Origin of the sequence: Streptomyces sp. NPDC059788, from assembly GCF_042732265.1 — a bacterium.
Lineage (GTDB): Bacteria > Actinomycetota > Actinomycetes > Streptomycetales > Streptomycetaceae > Streptomyces.
Genome location: NZ_JBHWHY010000055.1, coordinates 47,778 through 68,245, shown reverse-complemented (window position 1 = coordinate 68,245; position 20,468 = coordinate 47,778). Strand labels below are relative to the sequence as shown.

Here is a 20,468-nt window from a genome sequence, read left to right as displayed (position 1 = left end):
GGTCCGCACGAGGCGGTGGGGTCGCACGGGGCGGCGCGGGGCGGAGGGACCATGCGGGGCGGTGCGAGGCGGAGGGACCACGCGGGGCGGGTGCGGGGCGGAGGGACCACGCGGGGCGGTGCGAGGCGGAGGGACCACGCGGGGCGGTGCGAGGCGGAGAGGGACCATGCGGGGCGGGTGCAAGACGGAGGGACCACGCGGGGCGGTGCGAGGCGGTGAGGCCGCGCGAGGCGACGCGAGACGAGGGGCCACGCCGGGCGAAGCGGGCGCGCGGGGCGGTGGGGTCGCGCGAGGCGGCGCGAGACGAAGAGGCCACACGGAGCGAAGAGGCCGCGCGGAGCGAGAAGCCACGCGAGGCGGCCCCGACGAGGACGAGCCCCGCAGTCACGCCTGCGGGGCTCGTTCTCGTCGGCTCGGCCTCGTGGCCGAAGTGTTCTTACGTCGCGTCGTCGTAGCCGTTGCGGCGGGGCGGTGTGTCACCGGTGGACTGTTCCGGGAGCATCCGGTGACCGGTGGCCGGGTCGAGGCCGTCGATGCTCTCGGGGGTCAGGTCGAGCTGTGACGCCTCGTCGTCGTCCAGTTCGCGGTCCGGGTTGGCGCGCCGGCGGCGGCGGTCGTTGAACAGGCACACACCTACGGCGCCGAAGTACAGGAGCACGATCGGGGCCGCGAGCAGGCCCATGGTCAGCGGGTCACCGGTGGGCGTGGCGAGCGCGGAGAAGATCGTGATGCCCAGCACCATGAAGCGCCACCAGCTCAGCACCCGGCGCCCGGTGATCACTCCGCCGAAGTTCAGCAGGATGAGCAGCAGGGGCAGCTCGAAGGCCAGGCCGAAGACGACGACCATCCGCGTGACGATGTCCAGGAACTCGTCCGCGGGGAAGAGGTTGGACCACTCGCTGGGTGTCAGACCGACCAGCGCGGCGGCCGTGGTGGGCAGCACCGCGTACGCGAGGTAGGCGCCGCCGAGGAACAGCGGGACGCCCGCCGCCACGAAGCTGAGCGCGTACTTCTTCTCGGTGTTGTGCAGGCCGGGCGCGAGGAACGCCCACAGCTGGTACAGCCAGACCGGGCTGGCGATGACGACGCCCGTGGTGAGCGACACCTTGAGCAGGATCGTGAAGGGCGCCAGCATGCCCTGTGCCGTGATCTGCGCGCAGGGGTGGCCGGGCGGGGTGCCGGCGGGCGTGCCGCGCGGGCAGCCGACGCTCTCGATGACCGGGCCGGTGATGAAGTGGGCGATGTCCTTGTAATAGAGCATGGCCACGGCGGTGACCACGCCGATCGCAAGGACCGACTTCAGCAGCCGGTTGCGCAGCTCACGCAGGTGCTCCGCGAGCGGCATCCGCCCCTCGGGGTCCTTCTCCTGTTTGCGGGCAGACTTGAGCAACCCACGTCCTCGTCTCGTGCAATCAGCCGCCACCGGCCGACCGGGCCGGCGGAGCTGGGTCGGCTCCGGTCAGCTCTGGGTGGTGCGGTTCGGCTCGGCGACGGGGCGCGAGCTGTTCACGTCGCCCGGGGCGGCCTGGATCGTCCGCGGCGCGGCCTGGGAGTCGGCGGAGGAGGCGTCCTTGCCGGCGGCCTCGCCGTCGCCGCCTTCCTTCTTCATGGCCTTGGCCTCGCTCTTGAGGATGCGGGCCGACTTGCCGAGCGAACGTGCCATGTCCGGGAGCTTCTTCGCGCCGAACAGCAGCACAATGACGACGAGGATCAGAATGATCTCGGGGGCCCTGAGGTTGCTGAGCATGTGCGACTACCTTCTCGCCGGGTCGGCGTCTACTTCGGTGCCTGCCGTGGGGGTCGGACTGGCGTGCTAGTGCTGACAGCGATCGTAACGTTCGGCGGTGAACGGGCGGCAAGGGACGTGCGTACCGCGGGTTTCCGCCACCGCCTCGCGGTCTGGACTGCGAACAGCAGCGTACCGCCCGCACACCCGTAGCAGCAGGGTGCGGTATCAGTCCCTGACCGAATCATGGGCCCGCGCGGCCAGCGGCGTCGCCGCCCGCTCCAGATCCTCCGCCGCCCGCTGGATGCGCGCCGAGGTCTGCCCGACCTGGCGGGCCAGCCGCCGTACCTCCACGAAGACGCGGACGGCGAGGACGCCGAGGACGGCGATGCCGAGGAAGCCGAGGGCGATGGCGATCATGGGCCAGAGCATGGGGCGAAGCCTATCGGGGGTGTGGACGTGACGAATCCCACGAGAAGTGGGTCATATCCGACGGGGTGGATACGAGGGCCGGGCGGGGTCAGCCGCGGTGCAGCCGCAGGGTGCGGACCCCGCCGTCGGTGAGCAGTTCGATGATCCGCTCCCCCGCCGGTTTGCGGACCGCGCTGCCGCAGTCCGGGCAGGTGAAGGAGTAGAACGTCGTACGGCTGCTGCCGCCGATGGCCAGGCGCAGCGCGTCCGAGGCCAGCTCGAAGCGGCCGCGGCAGTCGGGGCAGGCCGCCTTGAAGAGCACCGGGCCGGTCAGGGTCGTGGTCATCGCGCCCGCCATGGTCGTCGTCATCGTTGCCGCCCGCCCCTTCGCGCGTTACTCGCCGTACGCCGCGAGGGCCTGCCGGGACGCCTGCCGCGCGCTGTCGGCGAGTGCCTGCGGCGAGAGAATCCGGCCGTCCCGGCCCAGGCGCAGCGCGAGCCGCCGCAGCGAGGCGGGGTCGGGGGTGCGCAGGGTGATGCGCAGGCCGCCGTCCGGCTGTTCCTCGGCGCTGTCGTGCGGGTAGTACTCGGCGACCCAGCGCCCGCCGGGGCCCACCTCGATGACGACCTCGGGGTCCTCGGCCGCCGGCTGCACCAGCCCCTCGGACAGGTCGCGCAGCTCCACGGGCGGCGGGTCGGCGGGGGCGTCCAGCAGTCTGATCTCGGCGACCCGGTCGAGCCGGAAGGTGCGGCGGGCCTCCGAGAGCCGGCACCACGCCTCGACGTAGGTGTGGCCGACCGCGAACAGCCGGATCGGGTCGACCTCGCGCTCGGTCAGCTCGTCGCGCGCGGGCGAGTAGTAGCGCAGCCACAGCCGGCGCCGCTCGGCGATCGCGCGGTCGACGTCCGCGAAGACGCCGCCCTCGGATTCGAAGGTGACCGACACCCGGGAGCTGGCGCCGGCCGCCTCGCCCGCCGCGGCCTCCAGCTTGGCGGTGGCGCGCAGCAGTGCCTGCCGGTCGCCCTCGCGCAGTCCGGGGAGGGTGGCGACCGCGCGGGCGGCCACCAGCAGGGCGGTGGCCTCGTCGGCGGCCAGGCGCAGCGGTTCCGCGACGTCGTCCGGGTTGTGCCACCAGATGCGGTCGCCGTCGGTGTCGATGTCGAGCAGGTCGCCGCCGCGGAAGCTCGTACCGCACATCGGCAGTACGTCGAGGTCGCCGATGAGCTCGTCTTCGGAGATGCCGAAGGCGCGGGCGACGTCGGAGACGCGGGCTCCGGGGCGCTCGCGCAGGTACGTCACCAGCGACAGCATCCGCCGGGTCTGGTCGATGGCGTTCGTAGCCATGGAGTGTGCGTCCCGTCCCTCTCAGCCCTTGGCCACGGCGCGCAGCCGGTCCACGACGTCGGCCCGCAGTTCGGCGGGTTCCAGCACCACTACGTCGGGGCCGAACTCGACCAGCCAGGCGTCGAGTCCGTGCCCGTACGGAATCTCCAGTTCGTCCCAGCCGGCGCCCAGTTCGCGGATGCTCAGGGCGCGGGCGCGCAGCGGATAGCCGTGGTCGGTACGGAGCTTGATCCGGGCGGTGCCGGTGGCGGTCTCGCCCGCCCAGCTCTCCACCGTCTCGCGGACGGTGACGTGGTCGGGTACCTCGGCGGTGAACTTCCCCTGGCGGGAGCGGACCTTGCCGGTGATGCGGGAGAGCCGGAAGACCCGTTCGGCCTGCCGCTCGCGGTCCCAGCCGGCCAGGTACCAGTGGCCGCGCCAGCACTCCAGGATCCAGGGCTCCACCTGGCGCCGCTCGGGGTGGGCGGCGTTGGACTTGCGGTAGTCGAAGACGACGGGCCGGCGGTCGCGGCAGGCGAGCATCAGCGGCTCGAAGGCGGCTTCGTGGGCGGGGATGCGGGGTTCGAGGGCGCTGTGCGGCTGCTGTGCCTCGAAGGAGTCGTCGTCCTGGAGCGGCATTCCGGCGGCGCGCAGCTTCTGGAGCGCGCCACTGGCGGCGCCGGCGAGCCGGGCCTGCTGCCAGATCTTGGCGGCGAGTCCGAGGGCGGCGGCCTCGGCGGCGTCGAGGGTGATCGGGGGCAGGCGGTTGCTGTCGCGGCGGGCGAGGTAACCGGTCTCCCCGTCCAGTCCTTCGACGGTCTCGATGACCAGGCCCAGTTCGCGCAGGTCGTCCTTGTCGCGCTCGAACATCCGGTTGAAGGAGTCGTCGCTGCCCGTACCGGCGTCCCCGGTGCCGAACGTCTCCACGTACGCCTCGATGGAGGACCGCAGTTCACGTTTGGTCAGCGGGCGACGGGTACCCAGAAGGCACAGCGCCAGATTCATCAGCCGCTCGGCCTTGGCAATGGCCATCGACGCCCTTTCTTGTCGGACTCCCGACCGATGACCGTACCGCTCCCGGGACCTGCGGCAAAGCCGAGGGTCCGGACGGTGACGGGCGGGGCCCCGGTGGCCGGGGTCCGGGGTGCCGGGCGGCAAAGGGTGAAGGCCCGTGCCGGGTGGCACGGGCCTTCGGCGCGCGCCGGCCGCCGCTGTGCCGCGGCCGGCTGCCGTCCGTCTCAGACGGACATCAGGTCACAGACGAAGATCAGCGTCTCGCCCGGCGCGATGCGGCCGCCACCGGCGCCCTGGTCGCCGTATGCCAGGTGCGGGGGGATGGTCAGCCGGCGACGACCGCCGACCTTCATGCCCTGCACACCCCGGTCCCAGCCGGAGATGACCTGGCCGGCGCCGAGCTGGAACTCCAGCGGCCTGCCACGGTTCCAGCTCGCGTCGAACTCCTCGCCGGAGCTGTAGGCGACCCCGACATAGTGGACCTTGACGAAGTCCCCGGCCTTGGCGGCCGGCCCGTCCCCCTCCCACAGGTCCACGATCTCCAGGTCGGCGGGGACCGGGCCCTCAGGGAAGTCGATCTCGGGCTTGTCGATGTTCACGAAAGTGCTCCTACGAAAGAATTTGCACAGCTACGTGCACAGTCTGGCAGATCGTGGTCAGACGGTGCCGACGATGTCGACGGAGAACACGAGGGTGTTCTTCGCCAGCTCATGCTGCGGGTTGGCGCCGTAGCCCAGCTTCGGCGGGATGACGATCTCCACGCGGTCGCCGACGTTCTTGCCGACCAGGGCCTGGTCCCAGCCCTTGACGACGGCACCGGTGCCGATCTGGAAGGCGGTGGCGCCACCGTGGTCCCAGGAGGAGTCGAACTTCTTGCCGTCCTCCCACTTCACGCCCGTGTACTGCGCGATCAGCCCGTCACCGGCCTTGACCTTGGGGCCCTTGCCCTTGACGAGCACCTGCTCCTTGAGGTCGGACGGCGCCTTCTCGCCCTTGGGCACGGTGATCGTCGCGGCCTTCTCGCCCTCCGCCTTGACCTCGGGCATCCCCTCTTCGGGCGCCGCCTGCTCGCCCTCGGCCTTGCCCTTCTTGTCCGCCTTGCCGGCGGCGACCACGTCCACGACCCACACCAGGCCGTCCTCCGGCTTGATGCCGGACTGCGGGTTCAGGTTCTCGCCGATCAGCGCCTTCGCGGTGCCCTCGACCTCGAACCGGCTGCCGACCTTCTGGCCCGCCACCGCCTCCAGCACCTTCTGCGGCAGCTGCTGCTGGGTCTGCTGGTCGCTGACCTCACTGACCAGCTGCATCCGCGGCGCCTTCGCGTCCGCACCGGGCTGCTTGGTCCACGTGCTGCCGAGGTTCTGGCCGCTCTTCATCGTCTGCGCCGCGAAGTCCAGCCGGACGTAGTCGCCCTTCTTGACCGCCGCGCCCTTGCCCTCGTTCAGCGTCTTGGTGACCGCCTTGTCGGGCGCCTTGGCGTCCTTCGGCACAGTGATCTTGGGCTGCTCCCCGGGCTTCCCCTCCACCTTGGCGACCGCGGAGGCCGACGAGCCCTTGCCGTCATCGGACCCACAGGCGGCGGTGAACAGCAGGAGGGGCACGGTCAGGGCCGCGGCGGCGACGCGGCGGGAGTTCTTCGTGAGGTTCATGAAGTCCAACTCGGGGTCGTGGGGTGGGTGGGCAATGCCCGCCACTCTACGACCTGACCCTGGGTGCATTTCCATAAGCAACACATCGGCGTAATACAGCAATGTGCCGGGAGCGCGGGCGCTCCCGGCGCAGCCACGTCCGGCCGTCACCGTATCCGGTGACCCACCGGATACGGTGACGAACCGGACTCACATCCCGGCGATCAGCTTCTCCACCCGGTCGTCCACGGAACGGAACGGGTCCTTGCACAGCACCGTGCGCTGCGCCTGGTCGTTGAGCTTCAGGTGCACCCAGTCCACCGTGAAATCACGGCGCTGCTCCTGCGCCCGGCGAATGAAGTCACCGCGCAGCCGGGCCCGGGTGGTCTGCGGCGGCACCGACTTGCCTTCGAAGATCTTCAAGTCGTTGCAGATACGGGCCGCCTGCCCCTTCCGCTCCAGGAGGTAGTAAAGGCCCCGGCGGCGGTGGATGTCGTGATACGCGAGGTCTATCTGCGCCACCCGCGGATGCGACATGGTGATGTTGTTCTTGGCGCGGTAGCGCTCGATGAGCTTGTACTTCATCACCCAGTCGATCTCGGTGTCGATCCGGTCGAGATCCTGCTCCCGTACGGCTTCGAGCGTGCGGCCCCACAATTCGAGGACCTGCTCGACCATGCCCGTACGGATACCGCGCCGCTCGCAGAAGTCCACCGCCTTTTCGTAGTACTCCTGCTGGACCTCCAGCGCCGACGCCTCACGGCCGCTCGCCAGCCGCACCTTGCGCTGGCCGGTTATGTCGTGGCTGACCTCGCGGATGGCCCGGATCGGGTTCTCCAGCGTCAGGTCGCGCATGACCGTGCCCGCCTCGATCATGCGCAGGACGAGGTCGGTGGCGCCGACCTTCAACAGCATGGTCGTCTCGGACATGTTGGAGTCGCCGACGATCACGTGGAGGCGGCGGTAGCGCTCGGCGTCCGCGTGCGGCTCGTCGCGGGTGTTGATGATCGGACGGGAACGGGTCGTCGCCGAGGAGACGCCTTCCCAGATGTGCTCGGCGCGCTGGCTCACGCAGTAGACGGCCCCGCGCGGTGTCTGCAGGACCTTGCCCGCGCCGCAGAGCAGCTGACGGGTCACCAGGAACGGAATGAGAATGTCCGCGAGCCGGGAGAACTCCCCGTGCCGGGCCACGAGATAGTTTTCGTGGCAACCATAGGAGTTTCCGGCGGAATCGGTGTTGTTCTTGAAGAGATAGACGTCGCCCGCGATTCCCTCCTCGTGCAGGCGGCGCTCGGCGTCGACCAGCAGACCTTCGAGAATGCGCTCACCGGCCTTGTCGTGGGTGACCAGTTCGGTCACGTTGTCGCACTCGGGGGTTGCGTATTCCGGGTGCGATCCCACGTCCAGGTACAGGCGGGCGCCGTTCCGCAGGAAGACATTGCTGCTGCGGCCCCATGACACGACACGGCGGAAGAGGTACCGAGCCACTTCGTCAGGAGACAGTCGGCGCTGTCCCCTGAACGTGCACGTGACGCCGTACTCGTTCTCCAGCCCGAAAATGCGGCGGTCCATGACTGAACATTACGCCTGATGCCCTGCTCTGAAACCGGGTTGGACGGCCTCGTTTCGATCAGTTTCCGCCGTGACCTGCACAGCACCGCTCACGAGGCCGCGTCCGCCAGGGGAAAGAAAGCGCTTTGTCGACACAAGGACGAGCAGTGCGGCCACACCGCCCGCTCCCGCCACGGCGAACCCGGCGGCCGGCCCGCCCCGCTCCACCGCGGGCCCGACCACCGTCATCCCCAGCGCGGACCCCACCCCGAACGTCGTCACCAGCCAGGAGAACGCCTCGGTGACCGTCCCCTTGGGCGCGTGCCCGTCCACCACCACGAACGCACACGCCAGCGCGGGCGCCAGGAAGACACCGGCCACCCCCGTCAGCAGCGTCATCCCCACCACGCCCGGCGTCAGCGCCAGCGGCAGGTACCCCAGCGCCAGCAGCGCCACCAGCAGCCGCAGCCGGCTCTCCGGATGCCCCGGCCACTGGCGCGCGCCGTACACCACCCCGCCCACGAGGGCGCCGACACCGAGCGCGGACAGCAGATAGCTGGAGACCGCGCCGCCGCCGTGCTCGTCGGCGTACGCGACCGCGGCCACCGCTATCGACCCCAGCGCCAGCCCCACGAACAGGAACGAGGCGATCAGCACCAGCATCCCGGACGACCGCAGGGCCCCGAGCCAGTGCGCCTCGCGCGGCGCGCTGCGCCACTGCCGCGAGGGCGGCGAGGCGACCACGGAGAGCGCGCCGAGCACCCCGATCGCGTTGATCACCAGCAGCGCCCAGCGCTCCGACCAGGCCGCCACACACAGCGTCACCAGCAACGGGCCCACCGCGAACAGCACTTCCTGCGCCACCGCGTCCAGCGCGTACGCGGCGTGCACCCGGTCCTCGCGCTTGAGCACCCCCGGCCACAGGGCCCGCAGCCCGCCCTCCAGGGGCGGCGTGAAGAACCCGGCGACCACCATGGCCGCGTACGCCACGGGCAGCGGGTCGAGGCCGACGGCCGCCAGCAGCACCATGCCCAGCGCGGAGACCACGGCGGAGGGCAGTAGCACGCGCGGCTGCCCGTACACGTCGACCGCCCGCCCCAGGAGCGGCTGCCCGATCGCGTTGCTCAGCCCGTACACGGCGGAGAGGGCGCCCGCGAGGACGTAGCCGCCGCCTTCGGCGCGGGTGAAGAGCACCACGGCCAGCGGCCCGGTGGCGTTCGGCAGCCTGCCGATCAGCGTGCCGGCCAGCAGCCGCGCCGCATGGCGCGTCCCGAGCAGCTCGGCGTACCCAGCGGCCATGCCCGCCCCTTGTCCCCCGGTGTGGCCCCGGGCTTCGAAGTTTTACGTATAACGTCCGGCGTCATACGTACCATGGTCGCAACCCGCGGGTCCACACCGCGACGCACGACGCGAGGAGCCCGCCCCCGGTGACCGCCCATGAGCACCCGACAGCAGCGCGCCCCGGCCCGGCCGCCGCGCCCCGTGCCACCAGCCGGGACGTCGCCCGCGCGGCCGGAGTCTCCCAGGCCGCCGTCTCCCTGGTGCTCGGGGACAAATGGCGCGGCCGCGTCTCGCCGCCCAAGGCCGAAGCGGTACGCGCCGCCGCGCGCGACCTCGGCTACCGCCCCAACCTGGCCGCCCGCAGCCTGCGCACCGGCCGTACCCGTACCGCCCTGCTCGTCGTCCCCGCCCTGACCAGCGAGTACTTCGCCCGCGTCTACACCGGCGCGGCGCGCGTCGCCGCCGAGCACGGCTTCGGCGTCGTGCTGTACCCCTCCCCCGAAGGGATCGGCCCGGCCCGGGACCCCTTCGACTCGGCGCGCGCCGCACTCGACGGCGTGATCGCCTCGTCCATGGCCACCGACGCGCTGACCGCCATGCGCGGCGGGGACCTGCCGCTGGTCATGCTCGACAGCGACCCGGGCGACGGCCAGGCCACCGCGACCGTCAACCCCGACATCGCCGACGGCGTCCGGCGGCTGACCGCGCATCTGCTCGCCCTCGGGCACCGCCGCATCACCCACCTCGCCGCGGCCGTCGACTCCTGGACCTTCCACGTACGCGCGTCGGCGCTCGCCGAGGCGCTGCGCGGCGCCCCGGACGCGGACGTACGCACCGAACCGGCGGCGCTCAGCGTGGAGGCCGGTCTGCACGCGGCCCAGGCGGCCCTGACCCGGCCGGGGCCCCGCCCGACCGCCCTGCTGTGCGACGACGACCTCCTGGCGGCGGGCGCCTGCAAGGCCGCTCGCCGGCTGGGGCTGCGGGTGCCCGAGGACGTCTCCGTCACCGGCGTCGACGATCTGGCGCTGGCCAGGGCCCTGGAGCCGGAGCTGACGACCGTACGGCTGCCCGCCGAGGAGGTCGGGGCGGCGGGGATGCGGGCGCTGATGGCCGTCCTGGAGGGGCACGTGCCCGCGCCCGTCACCCTGCCGGTCGACCTGCTCGTGCGCGGCTCCACGGCGGCGGCGCCGTAGCCGTGCGCGGCCGTGGCGGTCAGGAGGGCGCCCGTGACGGGCGGGCGGGTGCCAGGCCGCGGCCGTGGCGGGCAGGCGCTCGGTGAGCGGGCATGCGGCGGGAGCGGGCTTGTGCGGGAGCGGCCGTAGCGGGCATCAGCCGTAACGGATGCAACCGTCGGCGGGCACGCCGGCCCCGAGAACGCGGCGCGCCCCGGCGGGTGCGGACCCACCGGGGCGCGTGTGTGCCCGTTGTGCGTGCGGACGGCGGCGCGTCCGCCACGAGGCGGCCGCCCGCGCTCCGCACGCCGCCGCCGTCACGTCACGGCGCGGCGGAACCGCCCTCGGAACCGGAAGTGCCCTCGGAATCCGCGGAGTCCGACGACTCGTCCGCGGCGCCCTCGGAGTCCTTCGCCGAACCGGACGCGGCGCCGTCCTCCTCCAGCAGCCGGGAGAGCTGACGGCCCAGGATGCGCTTGAACTTCCGCTGCTGCGGACGCGTGCGGTCGAGGGTCGCGACCTCCAACTGCTCGGCGGCCAGCGTGCGTTCACCGCCGTTGTTGTCGCGGGAGAGCGACTCGACGGCCAGCTTCAGCGCCTCGCCCAGCGTCATGCCGTCGCGGTGCCGCTGATCGAGGTAGCTGCTGATCTGATCGGCGTTGCCGCCGACCGCGACCGAGCCGTGCTCGTCCACGATCGAACCGTCGTGCGGCAGCCGGTAGATCTGGTCGTCCTCGGGGGCGTTGCCCACCTCCGCGACGATCAGCTCCACCTCATAGGGCTTCTCGGCGGCGCTGGAGAAGATCGAGCCGAGGGTCTGGGCGTAGACATTGGCAAGGCCGCGCGCGGTCACGTCCGCGCGGTCGTAGGTATAGCCGCGCAGGTCGGCGTAGCGCACGCCGGCGATGCGCAGGTTCTCGAACTCGTTGTACTTGCCGACCGCCGCGAAGGCGATGCGGTCGTACATCTCGCTGACCTTGTGCAGGGCCCGGGAGGGATTCTCGGCGACGAAGACCACGCCGTCGGTGTACTGCAGCACCACGACGCTGCGGCCGCGCGCGATGCCCTTGCGGGCGTACTCCGCCCGGTCGGCCATGGCCTGCTGGGGTGAGACATAGAACGGCGTCGACACCGGCTATCCGTCCCTTTCTGTCAATGACTCTCTCAGTGGCGCGTGCATGACGGACTCCCGACCTTCAGAGCAGCGCGGCACGCGGGCCGTCGGGCTCGTCGAGCCGCCGCTCGTGGATGGCCCGGGCGATCTCCGACACCTCGGCCTCGGTGTACCGCTTGAAGCCCTCTTCGGTGATCACCGTGACGATCGGATAGATCCGGCGGGCCAGATCGGGGCCGCCGGTCGCCGAGTCGTCGTCCGCGGCGTCGTAGAGCGCCTGGATCACGGCCGTCGCGGTCTGGTTCTCCGTGAGGTCGTCGCGGTAGAGCTTCTTGAGGGCACCACGCGCGAAGACCGAGCCGGAGCCCGTCGCGGCGAAGCCGTGCTCCTCCGAACGTCCGCCGGTCACGTCGTACGAGAAGATCCGGCCCTTTTCGCGGTCCACGTCCCAGCCGGCGAACAGCGGCACCACGGCCAGGCCCTGCATGGCCATGCCGAGGTTGCTGCGGATCATCGTCGAGAGGCGGTTCGCCTTGCCCTCCAGGGAGAGTTGGGCGCCCTCGACCTTCTCGAAGTGCTCCAGCTCCAACTGGAAGAGCTTGACCATCTCGACGGCGAGACCGGCCGTGCCGGCGATGCCGACGGCCGAGTACTCGTCGGCCGGGAAGACCTTCTCGATGTCGCGCTGCGCGATGACGTTGCCCATCGTCGCGCGGCGGTCACCGGCGAGCACCGCGCCGCCGGGGAACGACGCCGCCACGATCGTCGTGCCGTGCGGCGCCTCGATGGCCCCCTGCACGGGCAGCGGCGGGCGCCGGCCCGGCAGCAGCTCCGGCGAGTGCTCCCCGAGGAAGTCCATGAACGACGAGGACCCGGGCGTCAGGAAGGCAGCTGGTAGATGCCCGGCGTTACGAGTGTTGGCTTCCACACGTTTCCTTCCGGATATTCGGCCGCCCGCCCCAAGACGTCCGGCCGATCCTTGAATTGGCCCAGCGCTGCGTTGCAGCTGAAGCACCGTACGCCCCGGACCTTACCTGTCCTGTGGTCATGATCCACATGCGCGCGGGAGACGGATCGTGCGACGGCTGCGGCAGCCCGTCGTCCTCCTGCCCCCGCGGGCGCGCGGCGACGCCCTGGGCGGCCCGTCCGCACGCGCTCGCCCGGTGCGCCGTGGTGGTGCGGGGAGCGCGTGGCCGCACGGGCCGCCGCGCGCTCCCGGCACCGGGGCCGGATTCCGTCACACCCGTTCTCGCGCACGGCGTACGCGGCCGATGGCCCGCTGCGCCCGCGCTCGCCGCACCGGATGCCGACGGAGACCGGCATACCCGTTACTGTCCGCCTTTTTGCACGAACGACCGCACGAAATCCTCGGCGTTCTCTTCGAGTACGTCGTCGATCTCGTCCAGCACGGAGTCGACGTCGTCCGACAGCTTCTCCTGCCGCTCCTTGAGATCGTCCGCGGCCTGCGCGTCCTGCGACTGCTCCTCGACCTCCTCGGTCGAACGCGTCGCCTTCTGCTGTCCGCCGCCGGTGTCCTTGGTCGCCATGTCCCTCACCCCGCTCGGTTCGCCCCGCTCGATGTGACTGTCAAGATCAGACCCTACAAGCAAGGTCTGACATCGGCCCTGTTCTTGGTCGTCTTCGTACAACGTCCGGGAGTCACCCCGATGATTCCCGTCCGGGGGACCTTTCAGCCCCGGATCGGGTGCCGTATCGGCCCTTCGGTCACCCTCCGGACAGGACCCTCACCAGGTCCTCGGCCGTACGGCACCGGTCGAGCAGCTCCTTGACGTGATTGCGGGTGCCGCGCAGCGGTTCCAGCGTCGGCACCCGTTGCAGAGAGTCACGGCCCGGCAGATCGAAGATCACCGAGTCCCAGGAGGCCGCCGCGACGTCGTCCGCGTACTGCTCCAGGCAGCGGCCGCGGAAGTACGCCCGGGTGTCCTCCGGCGGCGCCTGCGCCGCCCGCGCGACCTCGGCGTCCGTCAGCAGCCGCTTCATCTTGCCGCGGGCCGCCAGGCGGTTGTAGAGGCCCTTGTCGGGCCGTACGTCGGCGTACTGGAGGTCGACCAGGTGGAGCCGGGCCGCGTCCCACTCCACGCCGTCCCGGCGCCGGTAGCCCTCCATCAGTTCCCGCTTGGCCACCCAGTCCAGCTCGCCGGACAGGCTCATCGGGTCGTGCTCCAGGCGCCCGAGCACGTCCTCCCAGCGGGCCAGGATGTCCTTGGTCTGCTCGTCGGCGTCCGCGCCGAGGCGGTCCTCCACGTACTTGCGCGCCAGCTCGAAGTACTCCATCTGGAGTTGTACGGCGGTCAGCGTACGGCCGCTGCGCAGCGTGATCAGCCGGCGCAGCGTCGGGTCGTGGGAGACCTGGTGAAGGGTGCGTACGGGCTGGTCGACGGCGAGGTCGACGGCGATGAAGCCGTCCTCGATCATGGACAGGACCAGCGCGGTCGTGCCCAGCTTGAGGTAGGTGGAGATCTCGGAGAGGTTGGCGTCCCCGATGATCACGTGCAGCCGGCGGTACTTCTCCGCGTCGGAGTGCGGCTCGTCGCGGGTGTTGATGATCGGGCGCTTGAGGGTGGTCTCCAGGCCGACCTCGACCTCGAAGTAGTCGGCGCGCTGGCTGATCTGGAAGCCGTGCTCGTGGCCGTCCTGGCCGATGCCGACGCGGCCGGCACCGGCGTAGACCTGGCGGGAGACGAAGAAGGGCGTCAGGTGGCGCACGATGTCCGAGAACGGGGTCTCCCGCTTCATCAGGTAGTTCTCGTGCGTGCCGTAGGAGGCGCCCTTGTTGTCGGTGTTGTTCTTGTAGAGGTGGATGGGCTGGGCGCCGGGGACCTGGGCCGCGCGCTCGGCGGCCTCGGCCATGATGCGCTCGCCGGCCTTGTCCCACAGCACCGCGTCCCGCGGGTTGGTGACCTCCGGCGAGCTGTATTCCGGGTGCGCGTGGTCGACGTACAGGCGTGCCCCGTTGGTGAGGATCACATTGGCCAGCCCGATGTCCTCGTCGGTCAGCTGGCTGGCGTCGGCGTTCTCGCGGGCGAGGTCGAAGCCTCGGGCGTCCCGCAGCGGGTTCTCCTCCTCGAAGTCCCAGCGGGCGCGTCGCGCCCGGTGCATCGCCGCCGCGTAAGCGTTGACGACCTGGGACGAGGTGAGCATGGCATTGGCGTTCGGGTGGCCGGGGACGGAGATCCCGTACTCCGTCTCGATTCCCATTACTCGCCGTACGGTCATGCGGCCCTCCTTGCCCGGCGGCGCCCCCGGATGGGGTCGGCGCTCAAGTACCGCTGCGCTTCCGGTCCGTGTGCGGCCCCCGCTTCCGCAGTGCGCGACGCGGCGGTACCGAAGAGCCTAGAACGCCTTTGCGGCGCTGGGGAGATCATTACAGTCATTGCTCCAGTCCGGTTTTTCCCTGCTCCATCGCGGCCTTCCGGGGATCACCCCCGTAGCCCCGGAAAAGCGTCCGGCTGCGGACGCCCCGTGCAGGACATCCGCAGCCGGTGAGCGCTGTTACAGGTATTGGCCGGTATTCGCCACCGTGTCGATGGAGCGGCCGGTGTCCGCGCCCTGCTTGCCGGTGACCAGGGTGCGGATGTAGACGATCCGCTCGCCCTTCTTGCCGGAGATGCGGGCCCAGTCGTCCGGGTTGGTGGTGTTGGGCAGGTCCTCGTTCTCCTTGAACTCGTCCACGCATGCCTGGAGCAGGTGGGAGACGCGAAGGCCCTTCTGGTTGTGTTCGAGGAATGCCTTGATGGCCATCTTCTTGGCGCGTCCGACGATGTTTTCGATCATTGCGCCGGAGTTGAAGTCCTTGAAGTAGAGAACTTCCTTGTCGCCGTTGGCGTAGGTGACCTCAAGGAAGCGGTTCTCCTCGGACTCCGCGTACATCTGCTCTACGACCGACTGGATCATCGCGCCGACCGCGGCCTTGCGGGAGTCGCCGTGCTCGCCGAGGTCGTCGGCGTGCAGCGGCAGCCGCTCGGTGAGGTACTTCGAGAAGATGTCCTTGGCGGCCTCGGCGTCCGGACGCTCGATCTTGATCTTGACGTCCAGCCGGCCGGGGCGCAGGATCGCCGGGTCGATCATGTCCTCGCGGTTGGAGGCGCCGATGACGATGACGTTCTCCAGGCCCTCCACACCGTCGATCTCGGAGAGCAGCTGGGGGACGATGGTGTTCTCCACGTCCGAGCTGACCCCGGATCCGCGGGTGCGGAAGAGGGAGTCCATCTCGTCGAAGAAGACGATGACGGGGGTGCCCTCGCTCGCCTTCTCCCGGGCCCGCTGGAAGACGAGGCGGATGTGCCGCTCCGTCTCGCCGACGTACTTGTTCAGCAGCTCGGGGCCCTTGATGTTCAGGAAGAAGCTCTTGCCCGCGGGCTTGCCGGTCACCTCGGCGACCTTCTTGGCGAGCGAGTTGGCGACCGCCTTGGCGATCAGCGTCTTGCCGCAGCCGGGCGGGCCGTAGAGCAACACGCCCTTGGGCGGGCGCAGTTCGTGCTCCTTGAACAGGTCCGGGTAGAGGTACGGGAGCTCGACCGCGTCGCGGATCAGTTCGATCTGGCCGCCCAGACCGCCGATCTTCGTGTAGTCGATGTCCGGGACCTCTTCGAGGACGAGCTCCTCGACCTCGCTCTTGGGGATGACCTCGTAGACGTAGCCGGAGCGGGGCTCCAGGAGCAGGGCGTCGCCGGGGCGGATGGTGATGTCCAGCAGCGGCTCGGCGAGCCTCACCACCCGTTCCTCGTCGGTGTGCCCGATGACCAGGGCCCGCTCGCCGTCCTCAAGGATCTCCTTGAGGGTGACGATGTCCCCGGCGTTCTCGTACTCCATGGCCTCGACCACGTTGAGCGCCTCGTTGAGCATGACCTCCTGGCCACGCCGCAGCTCGTCGAGGTCGACGCTCGGACTGACGTTCACACGGAGTTTTCGGCCTCCGGTGAAGATGTCGGCCGTGCCGTCCTCGTTCGCCTGCAGGAAGACGCCGAAGCCGGCCGGCGGCTGCGCGAGCCGGTCGACCTCTTCCTTGAGGGCCACGATCTGGTCGCGCGCCTCACGCAGTGTGTTGGCGAGACGCTCGTTCTGTGCCGAAACACCGGCCAGGTTGGTCTGCAGCTCGACGATCCGCTCTTCGAGAATCCTCGTGTGACGCGGAGAGTCGGCGAGCTTGCGTCGCAGGACGGCGATCTCCTGCTCAAGATAGGCAACCTGGCCGGCAGGGTCATCAGACCCCCGCCCCGGCCGGATGCCGCGGTTGATGTCGTCGTCGTGGGCTGCCACGGTCCTCACCTCCTCCAAGGGGAGCTGGACGCTTCCTGACCCTACCTGGGCCGGTGCAGGTTGAAACCCCTAGATCGAAAAGACTGTCGGGGTGTGTCCGATCTTCACCCTTGCGCACGTCCTCACCTCATGGGGATACCCACCCAACAACATCAGAAAGCGAGCGGTTGTATCGTCGAGACGGTCAACACCCGTCAGGGTTGGCCCCATTTGATTTACGTACGCAGGAACGGCAGGCGAGATGACGGCGCAGGACGAAGCACTGGAGGTCTGGATCGACCAGGACCTCTGCACCGGCGACGGCATCTGTGCGCAGTACGCGCCGGAGGTCTTCGAACTCGACATCGACGGTCTGGCTTATGTGAAAAGCGCCGACGACGAGCTGCTGCAGGAGAAGGGGGCCACCACCCCCGTCCCCCTGCCGCTGCTCAACGACGTACGGGACTCCGCGAAGGAGTGCCCGGGTGACTGCATCCACGTACGCCGCGTAACGGACCAGGTGGAGGTCTACGGGCCGGACGCGGACTAGACACAGTGTGACGGATCACACACCCTGGGTGCTGGAGGAGGCGGGAAGTTCGCTCTGGACGAACTTCCCGCCTTTCCATTGCCACTTGGTCTGCCCGCGCACATCCGGGCAGCAGCGCGGCACGTCGGTCGTGGAATAGCCCAGCAGGGTCGCCGCGACCACCCCGCCCCGTACGGCAAAGCCCTCCACGCTGCGCTGCCGCGCGGGCGCCAGGAGGGTCGCCGCGACGCGCGGGGCGCCCTTTCCGGCCTTCGGGCGGGCGAGGACGTAGATACCGCTGGGGGGTGTGCCCGTCTCCGTATGGCAGCGGACCACGGCGACGGTCTCGGGGCTGCCGTCGCCGTCGAGGTCGCCGGTGGCGCTGTCGACCACGTCGAGGCGGTTCGGGCCGCAGTCCACCGGATAGGCGGCGGCGTGCGGGTCAGGGGCAGGACCCGCGGCCGCGCGGGCGCCCGGCGCGGCTTCGGTGGTGGCCGTGGCGTCAGGGGGCTGGACGAAGGAAGCGGTCGCGACGACCGCCGCCAGGGCGGCGGCGGTGGCGAGCCAGTGCAGGGCGCGGGTGCGGGTGTGCGGGAGGGCCTGGCCTGCCGTGAACTGCACGCGGGGTAACTCCTGTGGAGAGCTGTGGCGGTGGGAGTGCCCAGCATCGTTCCACAGGGCGGACCGCCGGGGAACACTCGGGCGGGGTTTCCCGCCAGGCCCCCGCCTGCCGAACGAAGCGGCGCCGCCGACGGTTCCCGTGGGACGGGAACTGGTCGGCGGCGCCGGATGGTTCGCGTGGTGCGTGCGGGGCGCGTCAGCCGCGCTCCGCGCCCCCGCTGGAGCTGCCGGGACCGGTGTAGTCGTCGCCGTACGCGCCCTTGGCGGGGCGGCGCCGGCGCAGCGGCGGCTCGACGCCGTCCGCGAGGCGGCGGGCGGTGAGCAGGAAGCCGGTGTGGCCGATCATGCGGTGGTCGGGGCGGACGGCGAGACCCTCGACGTGCCAGGTGCGGACCATGGTCTCCCAGGCCGACGGCTCGTTGAAGGTGCCGTGCTCGCGGATGGCCTCGACGGTACGGGCCAGCTGCGTCGTCGTGGCGACGTACGCGCACAGGATGCCGCCCGGGACGAGCGCCTTGGAGACGGCCTCCAGGCACTCCCAGGGGGCGAGCATGTCCAGGATGACCCGGTCGACGTCGGTGTCGGAGAGGTTGTCCTGGAGGTCACCGACGGTGAGCGTCCACGCCGGGTGCGGAGCGCCGAAGTACCGCTCGACGTTCTGCGTGGCGATCTCGGCGAAGTCGGCGCGCCGCTCGTAGCTGTGCAGCATGCCCTGGTCGCCGATGGCGCGCAGCAGGAAGCTGCTGAGCGAGCCGGAACCCACCCCCGCCTCGACGACGCGGGCGCCGGGGAAGATGTCGGCCATCGCCAGGATCTGCCCCGCGTCCTTGGGGTAGACCACGGCGGCGCCGCGGGGCATGGACAGGACGTAGTCGGGGAGCAGCGGGCGCAGCGCGAGATAGGCGACATTCCCGGTGGTACGGACAACACTGCCCTCGGGAGCGCCGATCAGCTCGTCGTGGGGGAAGGCTCCCTTGTGGGTGTGGAAGCTCTTGCCCTCTTCGAGCGTGAACGTGTAGTGGCGTCCCTTGGGATCGGTGAGCTGGACCTGGTCCCCGACCTTGAAGGGCCCGCGACGGCGGGCGGCACCGGTCGGTTCGGACATGTGACCAGCCTACCGGGCGTGGGGGGTGCTCCGTACCAGGGTGGGGGCGGGGCGGCCGCCCTACGGGGCGAATCGAACGTGCGCGTCCCCCCGGCGGGGGCTTACCCAGGGGTGGCGGGCGGGAAGCGCCTGCGCCCGGGTGAGTGAGGGGTCAGGACGGGCGGGCCATGGCGGCCACGAAGGCGCGCTCCACGTCGGCGGTGGACAGGACGCCGTAGATCTCGCCGGTCTCCTCGACCACCAGGTACTCGGTGGCGGGGGTGGCCCGCAGGTAGTCCAGGAGGTCTTCGCCGGCCAGCTCGGCGGAGACCCGCATCCCGTCCTTGAGGTCCTGGGCCAGGCCGCTGACGGCGACCCAGGGGCGGCGGTGTTCCGGGACACCGACGATGGCGGTCTCGCGGACGACGGCGGTCGGCCGGCCCACCCGGTCCACGACGACCAGGGCGCGGGCGCCCGCGTCGTTGGCGCGGCGCAGGGCCTCGGACAGCGGGGTGTCGGCCTCCACCGGGACGGCGCGCCGGGTGAGGGTACGGGCCTGGAGGTCCGGAAGGCGTTCGCGCAGCCGGGCCATGCGCAGGCTGTTGCCCGCGCCGGTCCAGATGATCGCGGCGAGGATCGCGGCGAGCAGCGCGTCGGTGATCGAGTCGGCGCCGCCGAGGTCCGTGGGGGCGTTGCCGAGAGCACCGGTGTGGGTGAGCAGCGGCAGGCCGATCAGGACCGTCATGGCGAGCGCCCGGCCGGCCCAGGCGGCGGCGACGGTGCCGGTCATCGGCTTGCCGGTGATCTTCCACACGACGGCGCGGAGCATCCGGCCGCCGTCCAGCGGCAGGCCGGGCAGCAGGTTGAAGACGGCGACGATGAGGTTGGAGATCATCAGTCCGGCGAGCAGGACACCGGGTACGGTGCCGGGCTCGACCAGTTTCATGCCCCCGTAGAAGACGCCGGCGAGGACGAGCGAGAGCAGGGGCCCGACGAAGGCGAGGACGAACTCGCGGCCCGGGGTCTCGGACTCCTTCTCGATCTCGGAGACGCCGCCGAAGAACTGGAGCTGGATGCGGCGCACCGGGAGCTTGAAGCGCAGCGCGGCGATGGTGTGCGCGAGCTCGTGGACGAGCACCGAGGCGTAGAAGGCGACGGCGAAGAAGAGCGAGACGAGGTAGCGGCCGGCGCCCAGCTCCGGGAGGATGCGCTCCAGCTGGCCGCCGAAGACCCAGGTGATCAGGGCGGCGACCACGAACCAGCTGGGGGCCACGTACACCGGTACGCCGAAGGGGCGGCCCATCAGGATGCCGCCGCCGGTGCGCCGTCCCTGGCCGTCCCCGGCCGGGCGCTGCTGCTTGGAGGGGCGGTTCCCCGACGGCCGCGTACGGCCGGTGCCGCGGGCCGGGTCGGACGGTCCGGGCGGGTTGGGCGGTTGGGGGTGCGCGGACTCCTCGGGGTCCTGCGGCTTCCCACTCTCGTCCACGGCGTCCCCTCGTCGGTTGCGGCCTTCGCTCCTGTCCGTCCGGTTCCGGTCCGGTACGGCCTGACGATCATGCAGGGCGAAGGGGTCTGGCGTCGATGGTATGCGGAGCGTTCCCCGGCACCCCGTCTCGGTCTCCCATTGTGATCCCTCGGTTGCGGGAGCTGTCAGTGGCGGGCCGTAGGGTCGGGTGCCATGGGAACGAGCACCGAGAAGGCCGGGCCGGACGCCGCGGGCGGGGACGGCGGACAGAGCGGGACCGGCGGGGCGG

General features: G+C 70.9%; 21 protein-coding genes. 2 read left to right on the top strand and 19 right to left on the bottom strand.

Annotated features, from left to right (window positions below; all coding sequences use genetic code 11):
* Positions 1–436: 436 nt before the first annotated feature.
* From tatC to ACFV57_RS35615, 10 genes are all read right to left on the bottom strand, one after another.
* Positions 437–1,390 (bottom strand): twin-arginine translocase subunit TatC, encoded by a 954-nt coding sequence (gene tatC / locus ACFV57_RS35660; RefSeq protein WP_385240977.1) that lies wholly within the window; start codon positions 1,388–1,390, stop codon positions 437–439.
* 69 nt (positions 1,391–1,459) lie between these two features.
* Positions 1,460–1,747, bottom strand: a complete 288-nt coding sequence (gene tatA, locus ACFV57_RS35655) for a Sec-independent protein translocase subunit TatA (RefSeq protein WP_385240974.1) — start codon at positions 1,745–1,747, stop codon at positions 1,460–1,462.
* A gap of 207 nt (positions 1,748–1,954) precedes the next feature.
* Positions 1,955–2,158, bottom strand: a complete 204-nt coding sequence (locus tag ACFV57_RS35650) for a hypothetical protein (protein ID WP_385240971.1) — start codon at positions 2,156–2,158, stop codon at positions 1,955–1,957.
* An 88-nt stretch (positions 2,159–2,246) separates the two neighbouring features.
* Positions 2,247–2,507 carry a hypothetical protein gene (locus ACFV57_RS35645; protein WP_385240968.1) on the bottom strand — a complete coding sequence of 87 codons (261 nt, stop codon included), beginning with the start codon at positions 2,505–2,507 and terminating at the stop codon, positions 2,247–2,249.
* A 24-nt stretch (positions 2,508–2,531) separates the two neighbouring features.
* On the bottom strand, positions 2,532–3,482 hold the full coding sequence (locus tag ACFV57_RS35640; RefSeq protein ID WP_385240965.1) for a helix-turn-helix transcriptional regulator: 951 nt from the start codon (positions 3,480–3,482) through the stop codon (positions 2,532–2,534).
* Positions 3,483–3,503: 21 nt separating this feature from the next.
* Positions 3,504–4,493, bottom strand: coding sequence for a helix-turn-helix transcriptional regulator (locus ACFV57_RS35635; RefSeq protein ID WP_385240962.1), 990 nt, complete (start codon positions 4,491–4,493; stop codon positions 3,504–3,506).
* A gap of 206 nt (positions 4,494–4,699) precedes the next feature.
* Complete coding sequence (locus tag ACFV57_RS35630; RefSeq protein WP_385240960.1) at positions 4,700–5,074, bottom strand: FKBP-type peptidyl-prolyl cis-trans isomerase; 375 nt, start codon at positions 5,072–5,074, stop codon at positions 4,700–4,702.
* A gap of 57 nt (positions 5,075–5,131) precedes the next feature.
* A complete protein-coding gene (locus ACFV57_RS35625; protein ID WP_385240957.1) occupies positions 5,132–6,124 on the bottom strand; it encodes an FKBP-type peptidyl-prolyl cis-trans isomerase in 993 nt (330 codons plus the stop codon).
* A 189-nt stretch (positions 6,125–6,313) separates the two neighbouring features.
* Complete coding sequence (gene pafA / locus ACFV57_RS35620; RefSeq protein WP_385240954.1) at positions 6,314–7,675, bottom strand: Pup--protein ligase; 1,362 nt, start codon at positions 7,673–7,675, stop codon at positions 6,314–6,316.
* Between the two features lie 9 nt (positions 7,676–7,684).
* Complete coding sequence (locus ACFV57_RS35615; RefSeq protein WP_385240951.1) at positions 7,685–8,953, bottom strand: MFS transporter; 1,269 nt, start codon at positions 8,951–8,953, stop codon at positions 7,685–7,687.
* 128 nt (positions 8,954–9,081) lie between these two features.
* Here ACFV57_RS35615 and ACFV57_RS35610 point away from each other — a divergent pair, with 128 nt between their 5' ends.
* Positions 9,082–10,128: a LacI family DNA-binding transcriptional regulator gene (locus ACFV57_RS35610; RefSeq protein WP_385240949.1), complete on the top strand. Its 1,047-nt coding sequence runs from the start codon at positions 9,082–9,084 to the stop codon at positions 10,126–10,128.
* Between the two features lie 301 nt (positions 10,129–10,429).
* On the opposite strand, the gene prcA is transcribed toward ACFV57_RS35610, so the two are convergent.
* The 6 genes from prcA to arc all read right to left on the bottom strand — a co-directional run bounded on the left by prcA (position 10,430) and on the right by arc (position 16,501).
* The gene (gene prcA, locus ACFV57_RS35605) at positions 10,430–11,239 is read right to left on the bottom strand and encodes a proteasome subunit alpha (protein ID WP_385240946.1); all 810 of its coding nucleotides are present in this window, start codon (positions 11,237–11,239) and stop codon (positions 10,430–10,432) included.
* A 64-nt stretch (positions 11,240–11,303) separates the two neighbouring features.
* Entirely contained in the window at positions 11,304–12,149 is an 846-nt protein-coding gene (prcB, locus tag ACFV57_RS35600; RefSeq protein ID WP_385240944.1) for a proteasome subunit beta, read from the bottom strand.
* The gene (locus ACFV57_RS35595) at positions 12,101–12,544 is read right to left on the bottom strand and encodes an endonuclease domain-containing protein (protein ID WP_385240941.1); all 444 of its coding nucleotides are present in this window, start codon (positions 12,542–12,544) and stop codon (positions 12,101–12,103) included. Before ACFV57_RS35595 ends, prcB begins: the two co-directional genes overlap by 49 nt.
* Positions 12,545–12,549: 5 nt before the next feature.
* Positions 12,550–12,768, bottom strand: a complete 219-nt coding sequence (locus tag ACFV57_RS35590) for a ubiquitin-like protein Pup (protein WP_003981605.1) — start codon at positions 12,766–12,768, stop codon at positions 12,550–12,552.
* 178 nt (positions 12,769–12,946) lie between these two features.
* Complete coding sequence (dop, locus tag ACFV57_RS35585; protein ID WP_385240938.1) at positions 12,947–14,458, bottom strand: depupylase/deamidase Dop; 1,512 nt, start codon at positions 14,456–14,458, stop codon at positions 12,947–12,949.
* Positions 14,459–14,734: 276 nt separating this feature from the next.
* A complete protein-coding gene (gene arc / locus ACFV57_RS35580) occupies positions 14,735–16,501 on the bottom strand; it encodes a proteasome ATPase (RefSeq protein WP_385240935.1) in 1,767 nt (588 codons plus the stop codon).
* Positions 16,502–16,742: 241 nt separating this feature from the next.
* Between arc and ACFV57_RS35575 the strand changes: the two genes are divergently transcribed.
* Positions 16,743–17,030 (top strand): ferredoxin, encoded by a 288-nt coding sequence (locus tag ACFV57_RS35575; protein WP_385240932.1) that lies wholly within the window; start codon positions 16,743–16,745, stop codon positions 17,028–17,030.
* Positions 17,031–17,045: 15 nt separating this feature from the next.
* On the opposite strand, the gene ACFV57_RS35570 is transcribed toward ACFV57_RS35575, so the two are convergent.
* The 3 genes from ACFV57_RS35570 to ACFV57_RS35560 all read right to left on the bottom strand — a co-directional run bounded on the left by ACFV57_RS35570 (position 17,046) and on the right by ACFV57_RS35560 (position 20,200).
* Positions 17,046–17,630, bottom strand: a complete 585-nt coding sequence (locus tag ACFV57_RS35570) for a hypothetical protein (protein WP_385240929.1) — start codon at positions 17,628–17,630, stop codon at positions 17,046–17,048.
* Between the two features lie 196 nt (positions 17,631–17,826).
* Positions 17,827–18,735 carry a tRNA (adenine-N1)-methyltransferase gene (locus tag ACFV57_RS35565; RefSeq protein ID WP_385240926.1) on the bottom strand — a complete coding sequence of 303 codons (909 nt, stop codon included), beginning with the start codon at positions 18,733–18,735 and terminating at the stop codon, positions 17,827–17,829.
* Between the two features lie 151 nt (positions 18,736–18,886).
* Positions 18,887–20,200 (bottom strand): site-2 protease family protein, encoded by a 1,314-nt coding sequence (locus ACFV57_RS35560; protein WP_385240923.1) that lies wholly within the window; start codon positions 20,198–20,200, stop codon positions 18,887–18,889.
* Positions 20,201–20,468 lie beyond the last annotated feature (268 nt).

What these genes read in the sequence shown, in the direction of transcription:
- tatA (WP_385240974.1), bottom strand. Translation starts at nt 1,747, where the DNA reads ATGCTCAGCAACCTCAGGGCCCCCGAGATCATTCTGATCCTCGTCGTC.
- ACFV57_RS35650 (WP_385240971.1), bottom strand. Translation starts at nt 2,158, where the DNA reads ATGCTCTGGCCCATGATCGCCATCGCCCTCGGCTTCCTCGGCATCGCC.
- ACFV57_RS35645 (WP_385240968.1), bottom strand. Translation starts at nt 2,507, where the DNA reads ATGACGACGACCATGGCGGGCGCGATGACCACGACCCTGACCGGCCCG.
- ACFV57_RS35640 (WP_385240965.1), bottom strand. Translation starts at nt 3,482, where the DNA reads ATGGCTACGAACGCCATCGACCAGACCCGGCGGATGCTGTCGCTGGTG.
- ACFV57_RS35635 (WP_385240962.1), bottom strand. Translation starts at nt 4,493, where the DNA reads ATGGCCATTGCCAAGGCCGAGCGGCTGATGAATCTGGCGCTGTGCCTT.
- ACFV57_RS35625 (WP_385240957.1), bottom strand. Translation starts at nt 6,124, where the DNA reads ATGAACCTCACGAAGAACTCCCGCCGCGTCGCCGCCGCGGCCCTGACC.
- pafA (WP_385240954.1), bottom strand. Translation starts at nt 7,675, where the DNA reads ATGGACCGCCGCATTTTCGGGCTGGAGAACGAGTACGGCGTCACGTGC.
- ACFV57_RS35615 (WP_385240951.1), bottom strand. Translation starts at nt 8,953, where the DNA reads ATGGCCGCTGGGTACGCCGAGCTGCTCGGGACGCGCCATGCGGCGCGG.
- ACFV57_RS35595 (WP_385240941.1), bottom strand. Translation starts at nt 12,544, where the DNA reads ATGCCGGTCTCCGTCGGCATCCGGTGCGGCGAGCGCGGGCGCAGCGGG.
- ACFV57_RS35590 (WP_003981605.1), bottom strand. Translation starts at nt 12,768, where the DNA reads ATGGCGACCAAGGACACCGGCGGCGGACAGCAGAAGGCGACGCGTTCG.
- dop (WP_385240938.1), bottom strand. Translation starts at nt 14,458, where the DNA reads ATGACCGTACGGCGAGTAATGGGAATCGAGACGGAGTACGGGATCTCC.
- ACFV57_RS35575 (WP_385240932.1), top strand. Translation starts at nt 16,743, where the DNA reads ATGACGGCGCAGGACGAAGCACTGGAGGTCTGGATCGACCAGGACCTC.
- ACFV57_RS35565 (WP_385240926.1), bottom strand. Translation starts at nt 18,735, where the DNA reads ATGTCCGAACCGACCGGTGCCGCCCGCCGTCGCGGGCCCTTCAAGGTC.